We start from the raw sequence: 16783 nt of genomic DNA on the forward strand, positions 1-16783 counted from the left end.
GTACCTGTCCAGCCCCGAGTGGGCGAACTCGCGAGTGTCCCTCGGCGGCGTCATCAGCGCCAACAAGGGCCTCGACCCCGAGAACGCCTCGAGCAACATCCTGAAGGAAGCCATCGGCATCCTGCAGTCCGACGAGACGACGTTCCGGTTCGACGCATCGGACCTCATGCCGTCGGCTGTCGGAGCGGGCACGTTCTGGAAGGGCATGGTCGATTGGGTGAACGGCACACCCACCGACACGGTCCTGACGCAGATCGAAGCGGGCTGGCCTTCGCAATAACCAGCAGTTGAGTAAGGCGGGGCCGCTCGTCACGAGCGGCCCCGTCCTCACCCATAAGACGTCCGCACCACCGACCCGAGTCCGCCGACGTACTCGAAAGGATCCCATGTCCGGCTTCTTCCAATGGCTGAGCACCCTCTCGCCTTGGCTTCAGATCCCCCTCGTCATCGGCGCGTTCCTCATCGTGATCGCGTTGATCCTCTTCCTGGTCGAGATCGCACCACGCAAGGGCGCGATCTACACCTACACCCGGCTCGCCGCCTGCGTCATCGGCCCTGTGCTGATCCTGTGGCTCCTGCAGTCGTATCAATGGGCGATCGGAGTCGCCGCCGTCCTCGGCGTGGCGTTCTTCTTCCTCGATCGGCGCGCAAAAGGCGGTGCCGGTTCATACTTCCAGCTGGTCGGATTCCTCGCCCCCGCCCTCATCCTCGTGCTGGTCGGCCTGATCGTTCCGATGATCCAGACCACCTTCCAGTCGTTCATGAACTCCTCGAGCACCAAGTTCGTCGGACTGCAGAACTACGAGTGGATCTTCACGCAGCCGCAGAACCTGCGGATCATCCTCAACACGATCATCTGGGTGCTGATCGCCCCGATCGTCTCGACGGTCGCGGGCCTGGCCTACGCGTACTTCATCGACAAGACACGCGGGGAGAAGTACTACAAGATCCTGGTGTTCATGCCGATGGCGATCTCGTTCGTGGGCGCGTCCATCATCTGGCGCTTCATGTACGCCACTCGCCCTCCTGGTGCCGAACAGATCGGCTTCCTCAATCAGGTGATCGTGTGGTTCGGGGGACAGCCCGTGAACTTCCTCGCCGAGGATCCTTGGAACACGCTGTTCCTGATCATCGTGCTGATCTGGATCCAGACCGGTTTCGCGATGGTCATCCTCTCCGCGGCGATCAAGGGCGTGCCGACCGAGCAGCTCGAGGCGGCGGAGCTCGATGGAACGAACGGCTGGCAGAAGTTCATCAACGTCGTCGTTCCCGGCATCCGTCCCGCGCTCATCGTCGTACTGACCACGATCTCGATCGCCTCACTGAAGGTGTTCGACATCGTCCGCACGATGACGGCGGGTGCGAACAACACGTCGGTCGTCGCCAACGAGATGTACACGCAGTTCAAGAGCTTCGAAGCCGGTCGATCGGCAGCGTTCGCCGTGATCCTCTTCATCCTCGTGCTGCCGATCGTCATCTACAACGCGAGACAGCTCAAGCGACAGAGGGAGGCGCACTGATGAGTGCGGTAATGCCAGTCGATCTCCCGATGGATGATGACGCCAAGGCGGAACTCGCCCGCGGCGTGGAGAAGGCCGATCGTGACATGCTCAAGCGCACCAAGCGACGCCTCACCTCCCGGTGGGCGACGCTCGCAGCGCTGATCATCGCGATCCTGTGGACACTGCCGACCTTCGGACTGTTCATCTCATCGTTCCGCCCCGCCGAACTGATCGCGACCACCGGCTGGTGGACGGTCTTCCAGAACTGGGGCTGGACGCTCGACAACTATTCGACAGCTCTGCAGTCGGGCAACAGCCAGCTGAACATGGCCGGCGCGTTCGTGAACTCGTTCGCGATCACGATCCCCGCCACGATCATCCCGATCTCGATCGCGCTCCTCGCCGCATATGCGTTCGCGTGGATCGACTTCCGCGGCAAGAACCTGCTGTTCATCGCGATCTTCGCGCTGCAGATCGTGCCGATTCAGATGGCGCTGGTGCCGCTCCTGCTGCTCTTCTCGCGGGGCACGATCTTCGGCATCCCGGTGATCCAGGCATTCGGCGGTCCCGGATACACCCAGGTGTGGATCGCGCACACGATCTTCGCGATGCCCCTCACGATCTACCTGCTGCACAACTTCGTCTCGGAGATCCCGAACGAGGTCATCGAGGCGGCGCGGGTCGATGGCGCCGGACACGGGCAGATCTTCTTCCGGATCATCCTTCCGCTCACGATGCCGGCCATCGCGTCGGTGGCGATCTTCCAGTTCCTGTGGGTTTGGAACGACCTGCTCGTGGCGCTCATCTTCGCGGATGGTGCCGTGGCGCCCATCACGAAGCTGCTCGCCGAGATGACCGGAAGTCGCGGCCAGGACTGGTATCTGCTCACGGCGGGTGCCTTCATCGCCCTGCTGGTGCCGCTGATCGTCTTCCTGTCACTGCAGCGGTTCTTCGTGCGAGGACTGCTGGCCGGGTCCACTAAGGGCTGATCGACGGGGGAACGCGAAGCGGGTCGGCGCCGGGGGCGTGCCGACCCGCTTCGTGTGCGATCGGTCAGCCCGTGGTGCAGCCGAGTCGGAGCTGAGCGGCCTTCATCGCCTCGACTTCCGCCGTCTGCGCCTGCTTGATGCTGCCCGCCACGGCGAGCACGCGGGGCATGCTGCCGAGTTCGAGCACCGCGTCCACCATCGGCAGCGCGCCCTCGTGATGACGGATCATCAGCTCGAGGAAGAGGCAGTCCGCCGCCGCGCCCTCGGCGGCGCGGAGTTCGTCGAGCTCGGCATCCGACGCCATTCCCATGGCAGCTCGCATCTCATCGTCGGTCATCGGCGTGCTGGGCGCTCCGTGCCCGCCGTGCTCGTCGCCGCTCGCTGTCATCCACGTCATCGGCACGCCGGATTGCGGGAGACCCCACTGGACCAGCCAGTCGTACATCTCGCCGCGTTGGCCGCCCTGGCTCGTGGCGATGTCGTAGGCCATCGAGCGCAGCTGCGGATCGTCGGTCTCGCGGTAGAGGACCATCGCCATGTCGATCGCCTGAGCGTGGTGCAGCTGCATGTCGCGGGCGAAGCCGGCGTCGGCGGCATTGGGCCCCTGGGCGCCGGCGCTGAAGGTCGAGAACCGTCCGATGGCGAAAGCGAGCGCCGCGACACCGAGTCCCACCAGGACGAACACCCACCAGCGCGGTCGCACTGAGCGGGCGGGTCCGCTCATGGGCTCAGGACTCCTTGCCGGGCGCGTCGATCCCGCCAGTGCACGGGGCCGTGGGCTCGGGGGCGTTCTGGTTGCGCCAGTACTCCTCGAGGAACTCCTCGACGCGGGGGTCGTCGACCGAGTCGAGGGTGAGCTGGTGGTTCCAGGCCGAGAGCACGAACGGGGACGGCAGGCCCTCGTACGGCGACAGCACGAGATACGTCGACGGCAGTTTGCTCTTGAGCGTCCTCAGCTCGGCGGCCGAGAGCTCGTCCGCGTCGTACGTGATCCATACCGCGCCGTGCTCCATGGAATGGACCGCATTCTCATTCGGCACAGCCTGAGAGTAGATCCCGCAGTTCAGCCACACCGCGTTGTGCGACCCACCAGTGGGGGGCGACTGCGGGTAGTCGACGGCATCCTCGACGTGGAGGGAAGTGTTCTCGTAGGTCTGGACGCCCTCGATCTTCGCGCCGGTGCCGCCTTCGGCGTATGCGACGGGAGGCTTCGGCGCGAACACGATGGAGGCGACGATCGCGGCCACGACGAGCACTGCGGCGACCGAGCCGGCCGTCCACCACACCACCTTGCTGCGCTGGCGCTTCGCGAGCTGCCGCTGGTACTCCGCGAGCTTCTCCTGACGCTTCTGCTCACGCTGCTGCTTGACCGTGAGGTCGATCTTGGCCTGCGCGGCCGGGTTTCCGCTGGTGCGCTTGTCGTCGGCGCGTGGGGGTGTCGGGGTCATGTTCGATCTCGGCTCAGGTGCGCCCGGTGGACTGCCACAGGCGGGTACGGGAAAGTGCGCTCAGTCTAGGCGGCAGTGCTGTGGACGATCTCGAAGGCCGCTTCGCGGCGAAGGATCGGATGCCGGAGACCGCCGTGGTTCGGATACCATGGACGCGAGCGTCGAATCGATTCGGACGCTCCCGCCGCGAACCGATTGACTGCCGACGTGCCTGACACCGACTCCCATCCGATCCAGACCGCCGACGCACGTGCCTCGAACTCAACGGGTTCCATCCGCACGAGCACCGGATCCATCCGCACGAGCACCGGTTCGATCCGTACAGACACCGCAGCCATCCGCACGCTGGGTCCGAATCCGGCCACCGCGCCGATCATGCTGCACCCCGGCGACTCGGTTCCGCACCGCCGCAGGGTGCTCTACATCGTGCTGCTCGGCGCACTCACCGCGCTCGGACCGTTCACGATCGACCTTTACCTTCCGGCGTTCCCGGTCCTGGAGCAGGACTTCCAGACCACGGCCGCGGCGATCCAGCTGACTCTGACCGGCACGATGCTCGGCTTCGCCCTCGGCCAGCTGATCGTCGGTCCGCTCAGCGACAAGGTCGGCCGCCGCATCCCGCTGCTGTCCGTCACCGCGCTGCACGTGCTCGCCAGCGTCGCCGCCTCGCTCGCGCCCACGCTCGAACTCCTGACGGCCGCTCGGGTCATGCAGGGCGCCGGAGCCGCTGCCGGCGGCGTCGTCGCCGCGGCGATCGTGCGAGACCTCTTCGGCGGACGCCGCCTGGTCGTCATGCTCTCGCGCCTCGCCCTCGTCTCAGGAGTGGCGCCCGTCCTCGCACCGCTCCTCGGATCGGTGCTGCTCCTCGTGATGCCGTGGCGCGGAGTCTTCGTCGTGCTCGCGGTCTACGGCACCGTGATGCTCGTCTCCGCTTCGATCTTCCTCCCCGAGACGCTTCCGCGCGCGCGCCGCAATGAACGTGGCGCCACGGTCTGGCAGCGCTATCGCAGTGTGTTCAGCGACCGGGTCTTCATCGGCGTGCTCATCATCGGCGGCATGACGTTCAGCGGACTCTTCTCGTACCTCTCGTCGTCGTCCTTCCTGTTCCAGCTCGGGTACGGCTTCGACGCCCAGCAGTTCGGGCTCCTCTTCGCGGTCAACTCGCTCGGCGTCGTCGTCGGCGTGCAGTTCGCCTCGCGGCTCGCCTCCCGATTCGGACCCCAGTGGGTCCTGGCGTGGTCCACCGCCGTGCTGGTGGTCGCGGCATCCGCCATCATCGTCACCGACCAGTTGGGCTTCGGCCTCTGGGGCACGATCATCCCGCTGTTCTTCTTCATGACCGCGTGCGGTTTCACGTTCCCGTGCGTGCAGGTGCTCGCGCTCGACCGGCACGGCAAGGCAGCGGGCACCGCGCAGTCGATCGTCGGCGCGACCAACTTCGGCGTCGCGGGCATCATCTCGCCGCTGGTCGGCTGGATCGCCCGCGATGCCGGGATCACGCCGACCACCATGGCCGCCGTGATGGTCGGCTGCGCGATCATCGGGGTGCTGTCGCTGTGGCTCATCGTGCGGCCGCGCACCGTCGCGCTTCTCACGCCGTGATCGCTCCCTGACGGGGTCCGCTCAATCGAGCCGGCGCACCGGGGTCAGCAGGAAGAGCCGGGCGGTGCGGCCGGAGTCCCGCTCGTAGTCGCGGTAGTCCGGCCACTGCGCCTCCATTCGCGCCCACGTGGCATCGCGGTCGGAATCGGGGATGACGGTGGCGTGGACAGCGAAGCGGCGTCCGCGCACCGAGATCTCGGCATCCGGATGCGCCAGCAGATTCGCGGTCCACGCCGGATGCCGGGCGTCCGCCCAGTTGGTGCCGGCCACGATCGCGCGACCCTTGCCGTCCGCGGTGTACATCAGCGGCACGTCGCGCGGCTGCCCCGACTTCGCCCCGATCGTGTGCAGCAGCAGCGACGGCACGATGAACGCGGTCAGGTGCGCACGACCGCCGGAGATGCGGGTGACGAAGCGCTCCAGTGGCGGAAGGACGACGGGCGCGATCCGTCGCCAGACGCGCGTGCGAGTGAGAGGCGCGATGACGCCGCGGAGGATGTCGACGGCAGTTGTCATGCGCCCATCATGCCCTGCTCGCCCGCACCGGCTCGGGCCATCATCTTCCGCCGCGGGCAAGGGCCGAGCGCGGCGCGCCTTGTCAAGGCCCCGGCGGTTTTCCGGGCAGGCGGCCAGAATGGGGCGATGGAGACCAAGACGAAGGATGCCGCGACCCTGCCTCGAACGGCCTTTCTCATCGTCGGGGTGGTGCTGGTGGTGGCGTCCTGCGTACTCGGCTACGTGATCTTCCTCCGCGGGGAGTTTCCGTTCGACATCGACATCTGGTGGAACGAACTCCTCGCGGCGTGGGCGTCGCCGATCATGCTCGGTCTGTCTCGGGTGATGAATTTCCTCGGCGGCGGATGGGTAGGAGTGATCCTCGTGCCGCTGGCGGGCGCCATCGCACTTGTGCTGGTGAAGCGGCCATGGAGCGCGGTCTATTTCCTGGCGGCTGAGGCAGCTTCGACCGGTGCCGTGCAGCTCCTGAAGCATCTGTTCGGCCGCGTGCGACCCGAGGACATCATCGTCCTCACCGACAAGGGCTCGTTCCCGTCCGGGCATGTCGCCAACGCTGCGACGCTCGCGACCGTCGCCGTGATCCTCTTCCCACGGCTCTGGGTGGTGATCGTCGGAGCAGTGTGGGTGTTCACGATGGCGCTCAGCCGCACGTATCTGCACGCACATTGGCTCACCGATACGATCGGTGGCGCGCTGATCGGTGTGGGCGTCGCACTTCTCGTCGCCGTGCCGTTCGCCGTGCCGCTGGCCCGGGAACGCGGCACCGCCCTGCCACCGGTGCCGTCGCTAGAGTCGAGGGCATGAGCGACAGCGCCGCGCCCGATCCGTCCATCGTCGCCGCGGAGGCGGAGCTCGCGAGACTGCGAGCGGAAGCCGAGGCTGCCGACGCGCAGCTGAAGGCGGCACGCGCGAAGGCGGCCCTCGCCACGGCCGAAGCCGCGGCCGCGAAGGCACGGGCCACCGCCGAGCCGCAGCTCGTCGCTGAGCCGCAGCCGGTCGCTGAGCCTGTCGAAGCGTCCGGCCCTCTCGACGCCGCGCAGGTCGCGGCCGTCGTCGCGGGCTACACGTTCGAGGCGGCGACGCTCGATCTCGGTGCGCTCGTGAACACCGACGCGGTGCCCCAGGCGCAGATCCGCATCCCGCTCGGCATGATGAACCGGCACGGCCTCGTCGCCGGTGCGACCGGCACCGGCAAGACCCGCACGCTGCAGGGGCTCGCCGAGCAGCTCGCGGCCAAGGGCGTCCCGGTGTTCGCCGCCGATATCAAGGGCGATCTCTCCGGCGTTGCGACGCCCGGGGCGCCGAACGACAAACTCCTGGCCCGCACCCGCGGGATCGGGCAGGACTGGCAGCCCGCGGCATCCGTCACCGAGTACTACGCGCTCGGCGGCATCGGCACGGGTGTGCCGGTGCGCGCGACGGTCAGTGGGTTCGGGCCGCTGCTGCTGAGCAAGGTGCTCGGGCTCAACGAGACGCAGGAGTCGAGCCTCGGACTGGTGTTCCACTACGCGGACGCCCACGGCCTGGCCCTGGTCGACCTCTCGGATCTGCGTGCGGTGCTGAGCTACCTCACGAGCGACGAGGGCAAGGTCGAGCTCAAAGATCTCGGTGGACTGTCGGCGGCCACGGYCGGGGTCATCCTGCGCGAGCTCATCACCTTCGCAGACGGCGGCGCCGACGTGTTCTTCGGCGAACCCGAGTTCGATGTGCGGGAGTTCCTGCGGACCGCCGCCGACGGCCGCGGCATCATCAGCCTGCTCGAGGTGCCAGGAGTCGCCGACAAGCCGGCGCTCTTCTCCACCTTCCTGATGTACCTGCTGGCCGAGCTGTTCGAGCTGCTCCCCGAAGTGGGCGACCTCGACCAGCCGAAGCTCGTCTTCTTCTTCGACGAGGCGCACCTGCTGTTCCGCGACGCGTCGAAGGACTTCACCGCGGCGATCGTCCATACCGTCCGGCTCATCCGCTCCAAGGGTGTCGGGGTGTTCTTCGTGACCCAGACCCCCAAGGACGTGCCGGGCGATGTGCTCGCGCAGCTCGGCTCACGGGTGCAGCACGCGCTGCGCGCGTTCACTCCGGATGACGCAAAGGCGCTGCGCGCCACCGTGGGCACCTACCCGAGGTCGGGCTACGACCTCGAGCGCGTGCTCCAGGAGCTCGGCACCGGCGAGGCGATCGTCACGGTCATGAGCGAGAAGGGTGCCCCGACGCCCGTGGCATGGACTCGCCTGCGTGCCCCGCAGGGTCTGATGTCCCCGACGCCCGCGGCGCAGATCGAGGCGGCGGTCGCGGCATCCCCCCTCCTCACGAGATACGGGACCGCAGTGGATCGCGAGTCGGCCCGCGAGATCCTCACGGCCAAGATGAACGCCGCCGACGAGGCCCACGCGGCGGCGGAGGCAGCGCTCGCGAAGGCGAAGGCCGACGCCGAGTACGCGAAGCAGCAGGCGGCGATCGACAAGGCCCAGGCCGCGCGCGAGAAGAAGGCGCAGCAGGAGTACGAGCGACTGATGAAGAAGACCGGCGGCACCACCCGCACCTCGCGGTCGTCGCAGAAGTCTCCGATCGAGCAGGTGCTGGGATCCAAGGCGACGCAGACCATTCTGAGTGGCGTCATCCGCGGGATGTTCGGCACCGGGCGTCGCTGACCCGTCAGACCACGGGTCGTGGATCGAAGGTTGCTCGTGCGCAGTCGTGTCGCCGTGGTCGGCCTCGTCGTCGCTGTCTTCGTCGCGGCGGCGGGTATCGCGCTCGCCGTGTGGGCCTTCGCGAGCGACGGCGCGAGGCCGGATCCCCGGGCCACCGCTGATCCGGTGACCGCGACGGACTTCTGCTACGTCGAGGCGATGATCTACTACCGCGTCGAGACCACCGACCTGAGCGACGCGCTCCTCCGCAAGGTGGGGATCACACCCGAAGGCCGCGACCTGGCGGAGCAGCTCACGGCGGACCAGGCGGGCGAGCTCGAGCAGCTGCGGCCCTGGTACCTGTCGTGGCGCGAGCACCGGCCGCTCGAACGGCCGAACGAGGGACCCTGCGCGGGTCATTCGGACCACGCGCAGATGCCGGGGATGCCCACGCCCGCGCAGTGGTCGGCCCTGCTCGCCGCGGAGGGCGCCGATGCCGAGCGCACCTACGCGGAGCTCCTGATCGCCCAGCACGAGGCGATGGTCGCTTTCGCCGCGCAGATCCTCGAGGGCGATCCGCACCCGCGCGTCCGCGAGTCGGCGGAGCAGGTGATCGAGCAGGGCGAGAACGACATCGCCGCGCTCGAGGACCTGGTCGCCGCGCTGCCCTGACACGCTGGCCGGAGCGGCATTTCGGTCAGAGACAGCTGAACAACGGATGCCGCCTCCCGCCGCCTCCGCATCGTGCGCGCGGCTTAACCTAGGGGTATGGCGACGAAGCCCCCGCGGACCGACATCGACGAGACCCTCGTCCGCTCCACGCACCCCAAGAAGGTGGCGGTCGGCGTGCCCGCGGTGCTCCACGCGCTGCAGATCTCGTACGACCAGATGGGGGTGAGCCGCAGCGTCCAGAGCCTGCTGCGGGTGAACCAGAAGGACGGGTTCGACTGCCCGGGCTGCGCATGGCCCGAGGAGGACAAGCGGCACATCGCGGAGTTCTGCGAGAACGGCGCGAAGGCGGTCGCCGAGGAGGCGACCCTGCGCCGCATCGGACCGGAGTTCTTCGCCGCGCACTCGGTCTCAGAGCTGTCGGCTCATGACGACTGGTGGCTCGGCCAGCAGGGCCGGCTGACCCACCCGATGATCCTGGACGAAGGTGCGACGCACTATCGTCCGATCGCGTGGGATGACGCGCTGCAGGAGATCGCCGCCGCGCTGCGGGCTCTCGACGACCCGGATGAAGCGGTTTTCTACACATCCGGGCGCACGTCGAACGAGGCGGCGTTCCTCTATCAGCTGCTGGTGCGCGGGTTCGGGACGAACAATCTGCCGGACTGCTCGAACATGTGCCATGAGTCGTCGGGGTCGGCGCTGAACGAGACGATCGGGATCGGCAAGGGCACCGTCTCGATCGAGGACGTCCACAACGCCGACCTGCTGATCGTCGCCGGACAGAACCCCGGGACCAACCACCCTCGGATGCTCGTCGCACTCGAGAAGGCGAAGCGCAACGGCGCGACGATCATCGCGGTGAACCCGCTTCCCGAGGCGGGGCTGGTGCGGTTCGAGAATCCGCAGACAGTGAAGGGCGTGCTCCTCGGCGGGACGAAGCTGGCCGACCAGTTCGTGCAGATCCGCCTCGGCGGCGACCAGGCGCTGTTCCAGGCGATCGGCAAGCACCTGCTCGAGGCAGAGGACGCGCTCGCGCTGAGCGAGCGCCAGCGAGTCGAAGCGTCGACAGGCTCAGCGACCGGTTTCGGGAACGTGCTCGACCAGGAGTTCATCGCCGAGCACACCAGCGGATTCGAGGCGTACCGGGCGGCGATGGCCGAGATCCCGTGGCGTGAGCTGGTTTCTGCGACCGGCCTGCCGGAGAAGACCCTGCGTCGCGTCGGTGAATCCGTGCGCACCTCTAAGGCGACGATCGTGTGCTGGGCGATGGGCCTCACGCAGCACAAGCACTCCGTGGCCACGCTGCGCGACGTCGTGAACGTGCTGCTCCTGCAGGGCAACATGGGGCGCCCGGGCGCCGGCGTCTGCCCGGTGCGCGGCCACTCGAACGTGCAGGGCGACCGCACCATGGGGATCTACGAGAAGCCCAGCGCCGCGTTCCTCGACGCCCTCGATCGCGAGTTCGAGTTCGCCGCCCCTCGCGCGCACGGCCACGATACCGTCGCCGCGATTCGCGCGATGCGGGACGGCACCGCCCGCGTCTTCGTGGGGATGGGCGGCAACTTCGTCTCCGCCACTCCCGACACGCTCGTGACCGAAGCGGCGCTGCGCAAGACCGACCTGACGGTCCAGATCTCTACCAAGCTCAACCGGTCGCACGTCGTCACCGGGCGCCGCGCGATCATCCTTCCGACGCTCGGTCGCACCGACCGCGACCGACGGGGCACCGGCGAGCAGCGCGTCACGGTCGAGGATTCGATGGGCGCGGTGCACGCCTCGCGGGGGCGCCTGGCGCCGCCCTCCGAGGACCTGCTGAGCGAGGTCGCGATCGTGGCGCGGCTGTGCGCGCTGCTGTTCGGGACGGATGCCGCAGATCGGCCGGGCCCCGAGATCGATGTGGATACGGCGGTCGAGGTCGACTACGGCCAGGCCGAGCGCGGCCAGCTCGAAACCCGCCCCCTCGAAGCGGAAGACACGGCCGCGCCGCGGCATCCGCGTTCCTTCCCCCAGGCGAACTGGGCGGCCCTCGAGCACGACTATGCACTGATCCGCCGGCACATCGCCGCGGTCGTTCCGGGGTTCGAGGACTTCGAGGCGTCGATCGACAAGGGGCAGACGCTGTTCCTGCCCAACGGCCCGCGCGACGAGCGGCGCTTCGCCACTGCAGACGGCAAGGCGCGCTTCACGGTGAACCCGCTGGAGTACCCGCACATCCCGCGCGGGCGCCTGCTGCTGCAGACGCTGCGCTCGCACGATCAGTACAACACCACGATCTACGGCAAGGACGACCGCTACCGCGGGATCCACGGCGGACGACGAGTGATCATGGTCAACGCCAAGGACATCCAGGCGCTCGGCTTCGACGAGAACGAGATCGTCGACCTCGTCTCGGAGTGGGTCGGGCCGGACGGTGCGCTGCAGGAGCRTCGCGCCGAGGAGTTCCGGATCATCGCGTACCGCACGCCGCGAGGCAATGCCGCCGCCTACTACCCCGAGACGAACGTGCTCGTGCCGCTCGACTCCGTCGCCGACGTGAGCGGCACCCCTACCTCGAAGTCGGTCGTCATCCGGCTCGAGCGCCGCTGACCCTGCTCGTAGGGTGGGGGGATGAGCTACCGCGCGGCCGTGATCACCGTGTCCGACCGAGCATCGGCCGGGACACGCCCGGATGCGAGCGGGCCCATCGCGGTCGCGGCGCTCCGGGCGGCCGCGTTCGCGTGCGGGGAGCCCATCGTCGTCCCCGACGGTGCGGAGAGCGTCGAACACGCGCTGCGCGCGGCGCTGGCCGACGGGGCCCGGCTGATCGTCACCAGCGGCGGGACCGGCGTCGGTCCACGCGACGCGACTCCCGAGGGCACGGCTCGGGTCCTCACGCGCGAGGTGCCCGGCATCGCCGAGGAGCTGCGTCGGCGCGGTGCCGCCGAGCTGCCCGCGGGCATGCTGACGCGCGGGCTCGCCGGGGTCGTCGACAGCGCCGCGGCGCTGATCGTGAACCTTCCGGGGTCGCCAGGGGGCGTGGCATCCGGAATCCCCGTCGTGATCTCCGTGGCCAGGCACGTGCTCGATCAGCTCGGTGGGGGAGACCACTGATGGGCGCCGTGCGCCTCGCGGCGATCAGTTCCGAGCGGCTCGAKCTCGATGCGCACCTGGAAGCGGTCGACGACCCCACCTGCGGCGCCGTCACGACCTTCGTCGGGCGCGTGCGCGATCACGATCCGGATGCCGCGACCCCCGTCGTCGCTCTGGAATACACTGCCCACCCCGACGCGGAGGCGACGCTGCACCGCCTCGCCGAGGCGGCCATCGGGTCGTCGTCGGCGCTGGTCGCGGTGAGCCACCGCATCGGCCGGCTCGCGGTGGGCGACGACGCCGTCGTGATCGCCGTGTCGTCGCCGCACCGCGCGGAGGCGTTCGAAGTCTGCCGGGCCGTCATCGAGTCGATCAAGACCGACCTGCCCGTGTGGAAGCGCCAGGTCGAGGCCGATGGGACGACCGCCTGGAAGGGCCTCGGCGGCTGATCGCGGCCGCCCGCCGCGACGGGTCAGCCGCCCGCGAAGGGCGGCAGGACGTCGACGAGCTCGTCCGCGCCGATGAGTGTGTCGTCCTCGACGCGGGCTCCGCTGACGAGCACGGCGCAGCGGGGGAKGATGCCGCCCAGCCCTGGGTGCTCCGCGGCCACCGCAGCGCGCAGCTCGCCGAGGGTCGCCTCGAAACGCTGCTCCTGGTCGAGCCCCGTCGCCTCCTGCGCGGCGGCGAAGTAGCGCACCTGAGCCATCAGGACTCCCAGGTCGCGGCGAGCGCAGTGATCGCGGCGACGGCGGCGGCGGCATCCGTCGGCGTTCCGCCGGCGCGGCCGGCGACGAGGCCCGCAACGAACGCGCTGAGCGGCGCGGCCGGGCGTGCGACGCCGTTCGCGACGTCGCGTGCGAGGTCGAGGATCAGGGTGATCGGCACGTCGTCGGCGCCGAGGCCGAAGTGCTCGCGCAGGGCTGCGGCCCATGCGTCGAGTGCCTCAGGTGGGAGCGTGCGGGATGCCTCGGTCATGACTCCTCCTCGGTGCCCGGGTGCGACCCGGCGGCGGCGCGGGCCCTGCTCAGATCCTCCCATGTGTCGACGTCGTCGGTGAGGTCGCCGGGGACGGCGATCACGGTGATGGCGAGGCCGTGGAGCAGGGCGCGCACCGGCGCGTCGCGACCGCCGTCGGGCATCGCCTCGGCGGCGCGGCGGAGAACTCCGGTGCGATAGATGCCGGTGAGCCACTGCGGCCGACTCGACGAGTCGCCCAGGCACACCCCGTCGGTGTCGGTGGGGACGAGGAGGATGTCGCTGCTCAGCCGCGCAACGGCGGCATCAACCTTGGGGAGGTCGCATGCGAGCAGGAACGTCCAGTCAGGCTCGGGCGCCCACGCATCGGTTCGACGAAGCGCCGCGACGATGCCGGCGACCGGGCCGCCGAACGGAGGATCCTCCAGCGCCCATTCGACGGCGAGAGCCGGATCGAGGACCGGTGCTGCGACCACGATCGGGTGCGCTCCAGCGCCGGAAACCGCGGTGACGGCACGGGCGAGGAGGGTCTGCCCGCCGACATCGAAGAGCGGCTTCGCCGCGCCGTCGACGCGAGACGCCCGCCCCCCGGCGAGCAGGATCGCCCCGAGGGTCGGTGCGGCCGTCACGATTCGTGGGGCCGGGTCGGCTCGTCCGCCCGCGAATCCGCCTCGTCGGGCCGGGTCCACGACCCTGAACGCCCGCCTGCCTTGGCGGTGATGCGGACGCGCTCGATCGAGGTCGCCTTGTCGAGGCCCTTCACCATGTCGACGATCGCCAGGGCGGCGACCGAGACGGCCGTGAGGGCCTCCATCTCGACGCCGGTGCGGTCGGCGGTGCGCACGGTCGCCTCGATCTCGACGCCCGCATCGACGATCGCCAGATCGACGACAGCGCCGTGCACGCCGATGACGTGTGCGAGGGGCAGCAGATCGGGGGTGCGCTTGGCGGCCTGGATGCCCGCGATCCGCGCCACGGCGAGCACGTCGCCCTTCGGCACGGCCCCGTCCCGCAGCGCAGCCACCACCTCGGTGGAGCAGCGGACGAACCCGCGCGCGGTCGCCGCGCGCACGGTCGGCTGCTTGTCGGTGACATCGACCATGCGTGCATGGCCGGTGTCGTCGAGGTGCGTGAAGCTCATGAGATCAGCATGACATCGACCTGGTCACCGGCGGCCACGGCCTCGAGCTCGGCAGGGACGATCGCGTAGGCGTCGGCGCGAGCGAGACCGCCCGCGAGATGCGAGCCCGAGCCGCCCGCTGTCGCAGGGCGGACGGTCCAGCGTGCGGGATCGCTGCGGTCGATCGCCGCCGCGAGGTACTGGCGGCGTCCGGGCGGCGTGCGCCATCCCTGAGCCGCCGTGAGTCTGAGAACTGGACGGTCGAGCGCCGTGCGACCCTGGAGCGCCAGCAGCGCGGGGCGGACGAACACCTCGAACGACACGGCCGCGCTCACCGGATTTCCGGGGAGGCCGAACAGCAGCATCCCCTCCTCCGTCACGCCGAAGCCCTGCGGCTTTCCCGGCTGCATCGCGACCTTGGTGAACTCCATCACGCCCGCCAACGAGTTCTTGACGGGCTCGTACGCGCCCGCGCTCACTCCGCCGGTGAACACGACGACGTCGGCGCCGAGCGCGGATGCCGCGGCCACCGCGTCGGCGGGTCCGTCGCCCTCGTCCGGCACCGAGAGTCGCAGCACGACTTCGCACCCGGCCTCGGCGACGAGGCCGGCGAGCAGCTCGCTGTTGGACTCCGGAATCTGGCCGCGCTCGAGCGGCTCGCCCGGCGTCACGAGTTCGGAGCCGGTGGACACCACCGCGACACGGGGTCGGCGGGAGACGACGACCGCGGCGACTCCCGCCGCGGCGGCGGCCGCCAGCTGGAGCGGGCCGAGGACGACCCCGGCGGGGAGCAGTTCGTCGCCCGCGCGGGCGTCCTCACCCTGGCGCCGGATGTGGGCGCCGCGCGCGCGAGGCGCCCGCTCCACCACGATCTCGTCGAGCGAATCGGCGAGGCCGCCCAGGGTGTCCTCGAACGGGACGATCGCGTCGGCCGCCGTCGGCACGGGGGAGCCCGTCATGATCCGCGCAGCCTCGCCGGTGGCCAGCGCCGGGTCGAGAGCGGTGCCGGCCGGCAGGTCGGCGACCACTTGAAGCCGCACCGGGCGGCGGCCGGGCGCGGCATCCGCCACATCCGCGAAGCGGACCGCGAATCCGTCCATCGCGGAGTTGTCGAACACCGGGATGTCGACGCGCGCGCGCAGCGGCTCGCGCAGAGTGCGGCCGAGCGCGGCCGATACCGGCACCGCGCCGGCCGGGACAACGGTGACGCGCGAGAGGATCAGTGCGTGCTGCTCCTCGACGCCCCGCAGGGCGCTCACACCCGCACCGTGGAGGCGGATCGCCATGCTTCGACGCCGCCTGCGAGGACGGATGCCTCGATCCCGGCGGCGCGCAGCGCCTCGGCCGCTCGGCGCGCGCGTACGCCGATCTGGCACACCACCACGATCGAGCCCACGCCGGCGAGTGCGGCGGGGTCGGCCAGCACCTCGGCGAGCGGAATGTGGCGGGCACCGGGGAAGGGCTCGGCGGCGACCTCGTCGGCTTCGCGCACATCGAGGAAGACGGCGCCGCGATGCGCGTCGAGATCGGCGACCGCGACGACGGGTGGGGCGGTGGGACGCGTGACCGCGGTGTCGGGCGTCGGGTTCGCGGTCGTGGTCGCGGCGCGCAGCGGTACCTCGAACTGCCGGGCGCGCAGTCCGTCGATCACGAGCACGCGGCCGAGGAGTGGCTCGCCGATCCCCGTGATGAGCAGGATCGCCTGCGTCGCGAGCAGCCCGCCGATCTGCAGGCAGAGCGCCCCGAGCACGCCGACGTCCGCACAGGTCGGCACCTCGCCGACGCTGCCGTGCGGGTACAGGTCGCTCAGGCGCACCGGCCCAGCCCCGGCCGGCGGCGCGCTCCAGAACACGGTGACCTGCGCGTCGAACCCCTGCACGGAGCCCCACACGAGCGGAACCCCGAGAGCTTCGCACGCGGATGCCACGGCCTCGCGGGTGTCGAACGTGTCGGTGCCGTCGATCACGAGGTGCGCCCCCGCGAGCAGCTGAGCCGCGTTGCCGGCATCCAGTCGCTCGCGCACACCGCGCACGACCGTCTCGGGCGAGAGGTCGCGCGCGGCGCGGACGGCGCTGTCGACCTTGGCCGCACCGACGTCGGACAACCGGTGCATGATCTGGCGCTGCAGGTTGGACGACTCGACGATGTCGTCGTCGATCACGATGAGTTCGCCGACCCCGGCCGCGGCCAGGGCGAGCACGACGGGCGAGCCCAGACCGCCGGCGCCGACGACGGCCACGCGCGCGGCGGCGAGCCGGCGCTGGCC

Annotated in this window: 18 protein-coding genes and 1 pseudogene; 10 read left to right on the top strand and 9 right to left on the bottom strand. The window is 69.8% G+C overall.

The window, feature by feature from the left end; translation table 11 throughout:
- From AC1DVT_RS10205 to AC1DVT_RS10215, 3 genes and pseudogenes are all read left to right on the top strand, one after another.
- A pseudogene (locus tag AC1DVT_RS10205) lies at positions 1–280 on the top strand (carbohydrate ABC transporter substrate-binding protein); the annotation flags it as partial.
- A 106-nt stretch (positions 281–386) separates the two neighbouring features.
- Positions 387–1520, top strand: a complete 1134-nt coding sequence (locus tag AC1DVT_RS10210) for a carbohydrate ABC transporter permease (protein ID WP_477388661.1) — start codon at positions 387–389, stop codon at positions 1518–1520.
- Entirely contained in the window at positions 1520–2491 is a 972-nt protein-coding gene (locus AC1DVT_RS10215; protein WP_457099135.1) for a carbohydrate ABC transporter permease, read from the top strand. The genes AC1DVT_RS10210 and AC1DVT_RS10215 overlap by 1 nt, the downstream gene beginning before the upstream one ends.
- 64 nt (positions 2492–2555) lie before the next feature.
- Here AC1DVT_RS10215 and AC1DVT_RS10220 read toward each other — a convergent pair whose 3' ends face one another.
- Together AC1DVT_RS10220 and AC1DVT_RS10225 are read right to left on the bottom strand one after the other, a co-directional pair.
- Entirely contained in the window at positions 2556–3215 is a 660-nt protein-coding gene (locus AC1DVT_RS10220) for a DUF305 domain-containing protein (RefSeq protein WP_477388663.1), read from the bottom strand.
- Positions 3216–3219: 4 nt separating this feature from the next.
- Positions 3220–3939: a DUF3105 domain-containing protein gene (locus AC1DVT_RS10225; RefSeq protein WP_477388665.1), complete on the bottom strand. Its 720-nt coding sequence runs from the start codon at positions 3937–3939 to the stop codon at positions 3220–3222.
- A 375-nt stretch (positions 3940–4314) separates the two neighbouring features.
- Here AC1DVT_RS10225 and AC1DVT_RS10230 point away from each other — a divergent pair, with 375 nt between their 5' ends.
- Positions 4315–5541, top strand: coding sequence for a multidrug effflux MFS transporter (locus AC1DVT_RS10230; RefSeq protein WP_457099424.1), 1227 nt, complete (start codon positions 4315–4317; stop codon positions 5539–5541).
- A 21-nt stretch (positions 5542–5562) separates the two neighbouring features.
- Here AC1DVT_RS10230 and AC1DVT_RS10235 read toward each other — a convergent pair whose 3' ends face one another.
- Complete coding sequence (locus AC1DVT_RS10235) at positions 5563–6057, bottom strand: nitroreductase family deazaflavin-dependent oxidoreductase (protein ID WP_477388667.1); 495 nt, start codon at positions 6055–6057, stop codon at positions 5563–5565.
- Between the two features lie 126 nt (positions 6058–6183).
- On the opposite strand from AC1DVT_RS10235, the gene AC1DVT_RS10240 reads away from it, so the two are divergent.
- The 6 genes from AC1DVT_RS10240 to AC1DVT_RS10265 all read left to right on the top strand — a co-directional run bounded on the left by AC1DVT_RS10240 (position 6184) and on the right by AC1DVT_RS10265 (position 12871).
- Positions 6184–6861: a phosphatase PAP2 family protein gene (locus AC1DVT_RS10240; protein ID WP_477388669.1), complete on the top strand. Its 678-nt coding sequence runs from the start codon at positions 6184–6186 to the stop codon at positions 6859–6861.
- Positions 6858–8702, top strand: coding sequence for a helicase HerA-like domain-containing protein (locus tag AC1DVT_RS10245; protein WP_477388671.1), 1845 nt, complete (start codon positions 6858–6860; stop codon positions 8700–8702). The genes AC1DVT_RS10240 and AC1DVT_RS10245 overlap by 4 nt, the downstream gene beginning before the upstream one ends.
- Before the next feature lie 36 nt (positions 8703–8738).
- Complete coding sequence (locus AC1DVT_RS10250; RefSeq protein ID WP_477388673.1) at positions 8739–9353, top strand: DUF305 domain-containing protein; 615 nt, start codon at positions 8739–8741, stop codon at positions 9351–9353.
- Positions 9354–9449: 96 nt separating this feature from the next.
- Positions 9450–11939, top strand: a complete 2490-nt coding sequence (locus tag AC1DVT_RS10255; protein WP_477388675.1) for an FdhF/YdeP family oxidoreductase — start codon at positions 9450–9452, stop codon at positions 11937–11939.
- A gap of 21 nt (positions 11940–11960) precedes the next feature.
- Positions 11961–12443, top strand: a complete 483-nt coding sequence (locus AC1DVT_RS10260) for a MogA/MoaB family molybdenum cofactor biosynthesis protein (RefSeq protein ID WP_477388677.1) — start codon at positions 11961–11963, stop codon at positions 12441–12443.
- Positions 12443–12871 carry a molybdenum cofactor biosynthesis protein MoaE gene (locus AC1DVT_RS10265; RefSeq protein ID WP_477388679.1) on the top strand — a complete coding sequence of 143 codons (429 nt, stop codon included), beginning with the start codon at positions 12443–12445 and terminating at the stop codon, positions 12869–12871. The genes AC1DVT_RS10260 and AC1DVT_RS10265 overlap by 1 nt, the downstream gene beginning before the upstream one ends.
- A 23-nt stretch (positions 12872–12894) precedes the next feature.
- On the opposite strand, the gene AC1DVT_RS10270 is transcribed toward AC1DVT_RS10265, so the two are convergent.
- The 6 genes from AC1DVT_RS10270 to AC1DVT_RS10295 form a co-directional block, all read right to left on the bottom strand.
- The gene (locus AC1DVT_RS10270; RefSeq protein ID WP_477388681.1) at positions 12895–13128 is read right to left on the bottom strand and encodes a MoaD/ThiS family protein; all 234 of its coding nucleotides are present in this window, start codon (positions 13126–13128) and stop codon (positions 12895–12897) included.
- Positions 13128–13397 (bottom strand): DUF6457 domain-containing protein, encoded by a 270-nt coding sequence (locus AC1DVT_RS10275; protein WP_477388683.1) that lies wholly within the window; start codon positions 13395–13397, stop codon positions 13128–13130. The genes AC1DVT_RS10270 and AC1DVT_RS10275 overlap by 1 nt, the downstream gene beginning before the upstream one ends.
- Complete coding sequence (mobA, locus tag AC1DVT_RS10280) at positions 13394–14026, bottom strand: molybdenum cofactor guanylyltransferase (RefSeq protein WP_477388685.1); 633 nt, start codon at positions 14024–14026, stop codon at positions 13394–13396. The genes AC1DVT_RS10275 and mobA overlap by 4 nt, the downstream gene beginning before the upstream one ends.
- Complete coding sequence (gene moaC, locus AC1DVT_RS10285) at positions 14023–14538, bottom strand: cyclic pyranopterin monophosphate synthase MoaC (protein WP_477388687.1); 516 nt, start codon at positions 14536–14538, stop codon at positions 14023–14025. The genes mobA and moaC overlap by 4 nt, the downstream gene beginning before the upstream one ends.
- Positions 14535–15776, bottom strand: coding sequence for a molybdopterin molybdotransferase MoeA (locus AC1DVT_RS10290; protein ID WP_477388689.1), 1242 nt, complete (start codon positions 15774–15776; stop codon positions 14535–14537). Before AC1DVT_RS10290 ends, moaC begins: the two co-directional genes overlap by 4 nt.
- Positions 15773–16783 (bottom strand): ThiF family adenylyltransferase (locus AC1DVT_RS10295; RefSeq protein WP_477388691.1); only part of this gene is annotated, 1011 nt, incomplete at its 5' end. The genes AC1DVT_RS10290 and AC1DVT_RS10295, both read right to left, overlap by 4 nt.

The organism is Microbacterium sp. P2_F9, assembly GCF_056403635.1.